The sequence below is a fragment of the Methanoregula sp. genome, from assembly GCF_002835825.1.
GTDB lineage: Archaea > Halobacteriota > Methanomicrobia > Methanomicrobiales > Methanospirillaceae > Methanoregula.
The window spans coordinates 1-3368 of sequence record NZ_PIZH01000250.1 but is presented as its reverse complement, the minus strand read 5'-3'; the positions used below and the strand labels follow the sequence as shown (position 1 = coordinate 3368).

Annotated in this window: 4 protein-coding genes; 3 read left to right on the top strand and 1 reads right to left on the bottom strand. The window is 59.4% G+C overall.

Annotated features, from left to right (window positions below; genetic code table 11):
* Nucleotides 1-90 precede the first annotated feature (90 nt).
* Nucleotides 91-1026 carry an MBL fold metallo-hydrolase gene (locus CW742_RS09220; RefSeq protein WP_292419495.1) on the top strand — a complete coding sequence of 312 codons (936 nt, stop codon included), beginning with the start codon at nucleotides 91-93 and terminating at the stop codon, nucleotides 1024-1026.
* A 52-nt stretch (nucleotides 1027-1078) separates the two neighbouring features.
* On the opposite strand, the gene CW742_RS09215 is transcribed toward CW742_RS09220, so the two are convergent.
* Entirely contained in the window at nucleotides 1079-1477 is a 399-nt protein-coding gene (locus tag CW742_RS09215) for a hypothetical protein (RefSeq protein ID WP_292419493.1), read from the bottom strand.
* A 175-nt stretch (nucleotides 1478-1652) separates the two neighbouring features.
* Here CW742_RS09215 and CW742_RS09210 point away from each other — a divergent pair, with 175 nt between their 5' ends.
* On the top strand, nucleotides 1653-2864 hold the full coding sequence (locus CW742_RS09210; protein ID WP_292419490.1) for a YcaO-related McrA-glycine thioamidation protein: 1212 nt from the start codon (nucleotides 1653-1655) through the stop codon (nucleotides 2862-2864).
* On the top strand, nucleotides 2827-3368 hold a 542-nt coding region (locus CW742_RS09205), incomplete at its 3' end, for a TfuA-related McrA-glycine thioamidation protein (protein ID WP_292419488.1). The genes CW742_RS09210 and CW742_RS09205, both read left to right, overlap by 38 nt.

Here is a 3368-nt window from a genome sequence, read left to right as displayed (position 1 = left end):
TGCCGATCCGGTTCCCGGTGCAGGGGCACCCCGAGCTCATGGCGCTCCTTCTTATTGACTGAACGCGATGGAACCACTGAGGGGGCATCTATGACCGAACACATCCTGAAACCGGCCGACCGGGTCGAGATAACAGTCCTCGTGGACAACTATACGGACATACTCATTGACACTCCGTCGACATCCGTTGACCGGCGGTTACCCTATAACCCGGAGCGTACGATCCTGGCCGAGCACGGCCTCTCCTGCGTCGTGAAGATATTCTCCGGGAAAAAGGAGCATGCCATCCTGCTGGATGCCGGGCTCTCCGGTGAAGCCCTGCCATGGAATGCCCGCCAGATGGGGATCTCCCTTGCCGGGATCGAAGCGGTTGTCTTAAGCCACGGCCACTACGACCATACCGGGGCCCTCGAAAGCGTTGTTGCCGGAGCCGGGCACCAGGTCCCGCTCATGGCGCACCCGGATGCTTTCCTCCCCCGCAGGCGGAACATCCCCCCGCAGGGCCTGTTCAACCAGCGCTTCCCGGATGCAGTTGCTCTGAAGAAAGCCGGAGCGGATATAAAGATGCGCACCGAACCCTCGACCCTTGCTGCCGGTCACCTGCTCGTCACCGGTGAGATCGAGCGGAAGACCGCATTCGAGAAGGGGATGCCGGGGGCGGAGATTGAGCGGGACGGGACATGGATCACCGATACCATCCGTGACGACCAGGCACTCGTGGTAAACGTGAGGGACAGGGGCCTTGTCGTGCTGAGCGGCTGCGCCCATGCCGGGATTATCAATACCATAGAATACGTAAAGAAGATCACCGAAACCGATCGCGTTCACGCGGTTCTCGGAGGTTTCCACCTCTCCGGCAAGGCATACGAACAGGTCGTCCCGCCAACCATCGAAGCGATGAAACGGATCAATCCGCAGTACATTGTCCCCATGCATTGCACCGGCTGGACTACAATCAACCGGTTCATGGAAGCAATGCCGGGGAAGTGCATCCTGAACACGGTCGGGACAACCTACGTGTTCTGATCTGCCGGCTCTTTTTGATAAGGAGGGCGAGGGGCATTCTGGCCCTCTCTTTTCAGCACTTCGATTCGCATTCAAAGACCATGGACGGGTCCGCGGTCGTTGATTTTATTGCCGCACATCGTTCCACACAGGCCTTGCAGGTAGTAAACTGCGGATCGGTCACAAGCGTGCAGCTCCCGCCGCTCGAATCACACCGTGCGTACTGCCGGCACTTGTCACCGAGACGGTACTCCATCGTGCATACCTCAGGAGGATTGGCACCGCAGGCAAGGTCAAGGCCGTGGCAGCTGGTTATGCCACAGGATGATTCTGAGGGCACGAGTGCGGTTGTTACCGGAGAGACCGGAGGCACGGGTTTTGTGTCCGGCGGTGCGGATACACAGCCGGCAAACAGCACAACGGCCGTCAGCAACTCAAACACGAGCAGGGACTGCACAACAGGATGTTTCATGGCAGATCAGTTCTCCGGTTGACTATTCATCATGGACACTATTTATCCGTTTATTTAGCTGCGAATTCCCTCGCAGTGTTGACATTCCCGGATCCCGGATGGGCATGTATAAACCCCGGCAGCGAGAAATCTCTCACCACAGAAACCCTCCTGACAACAACCCGGTGATCCAAAGATGCAGCTCCGATCGTGCAAAAAGACCTATAACAACGAGACCCAGCGTGCTGTCCCCCTTGAAGAGACCCTTGCCCGGATCGAGCCGAAAGTGCCGGCTGCCGGCATTACACGGGTTGCGGACATCACGAGCCTGGACCGGATCGGGATCCCGGTCTTCTCCTGCATCCGGCCCACGGCAGAAGCGGGGGCAATCACTGTCTACAACGGAAAGGGGGCAACGGTCGAGGAGTCGCGGATCTCGGCCATCATGGAGGGGATAGAACGGTATTCAGCAGAAGTCCACGACCGCGAGATCCGGGTCGCACTCTATGATGAGATAAAGATGGAGGGAAACGTTCTCGACCCGCACGACCTCATCCTCCCGGAAGGCGCCCAGACGGACCGGTTCCTGTCCTGGTGCCGGGGATATGACATCGCACGCGGCGAGGAACTGTGGGTTCCGGCCTATGCGGTCTTCCACCCGGTCCCGTTCCAGTATCGCGGGCCCATGCGGACGAACACCAACGGCCTTGCATCAGGGAATACCCGGGAGGAGGCAATCTTCCACGCGCTTTCCGAAGTGGTCGAGCGGGATGCATGGTCGCTTGTTGAAACGACACGCAACACGGGACCGGCAGTGATCGACATTGATGATCCCACCATCCGGGACATGCAGAAGAAGTTTGCCGATGCCGGAGTTGAGGTGACTGTCCGCGACATCACAAGCGATATCGGCATCCCCACGATGGCCGCGGTTGCAGATGACGTGCTGACAAAAGACCCGATGCTCCTCACCATCGGTATCGGAACGCACACGAGCGCCCGGATTGCGGTGATGCGGGCACTCACCGAGGTTGCGCAGAGCCGCCTGACACAGATCCACGGGGCCCGCGAGGACACGACGCTTGCCGAGATGCGGAAACGGATGGGGTACGAGCGGGCAAAGCGGATCAACGGCTACTGGTACCGCGACAACGGAACTATTCCCTACAGGGATGTCACATCGTCTGACAGCGATGATTTCAAAAAGGACATCGAGTTCGTTGTTGAATCCTTAAAGAAACAGGGTTTGGACCGGGTGATCATCGTGGACCTCACACGGGAGGAGATCGGGATCCCGGTTGTCCGCGTCATCGTACCGGGCCTTGAAGTGTTCGCCATGGACCCGGAGCGGAAAGGCGAGCGGGTGAAGAATGCAGCGGATCATCGTCTTTCTCGGGCCAAGCCTTGAGCAGGGTACTGCGGAGAAGATTCTCCCTGCAGAGTACCGGCCGCCGGCAAAACGCGGGGATCTCCTGCGGGCAGCTGAAGAAGGTGCAACGATCATCGGCCTTATCGACGGGGTCTTCCACCAGGAGTCCGCTGTTGCCCACCGCGAGATCCTTACCGCCGTAAAAAAGGGCGTCCGGGTGGTCGGGGCGTCCAGCATGGGCGCTCTCCGGGCCGCCGAGATGGACACGCTCGGCATGACCGGAATAGGCGAGGTGTACCGGATGTACAGGGGCGGGGAGCTCATCTCCGACGATGAGGTTGCCCTTGTCTTCGATCCCGAGTCAGGACTTTCCCTTTCAGAGCCCCTGGTGAATATCCGGTTCACGCTGAAGGCGGCAGAAGCGGAGGGGATCCTCAGCGGGAATGAGCATGAAGCCCTTCTCAATGCGGCCCGATCGGTCTTCTACCCGCAACGCACCTATCCGAAGATCGTCTCGGCGGCCGGGGAATCACTTGCCGTGGG

Excerpts from the sequence above, each read along its gene's own strand:
- CW742_RS09210 (WP_292419490.1), top strand. The coding sequence starts at position 1,653 with ATGCAGCTCCGATCGTGCAAAAAGACCTATAACAACGAGACCCAGCGT.
- CW742_RS09220 (WP_292419495.1), top strand. The coding sequence starts at position 91 with ATGACCGAACACATCCTGAAACCGGCCGACCGGGTCGAGATAACAGTC.
- CW742_RS09215 (WP_292419493.1), bottom strand. The coding sequence starts at position 1,477 with ATGAAACATCCTGTTGTGCAGTCCCTGCTCGTGTTTGAGTTGCTGACG.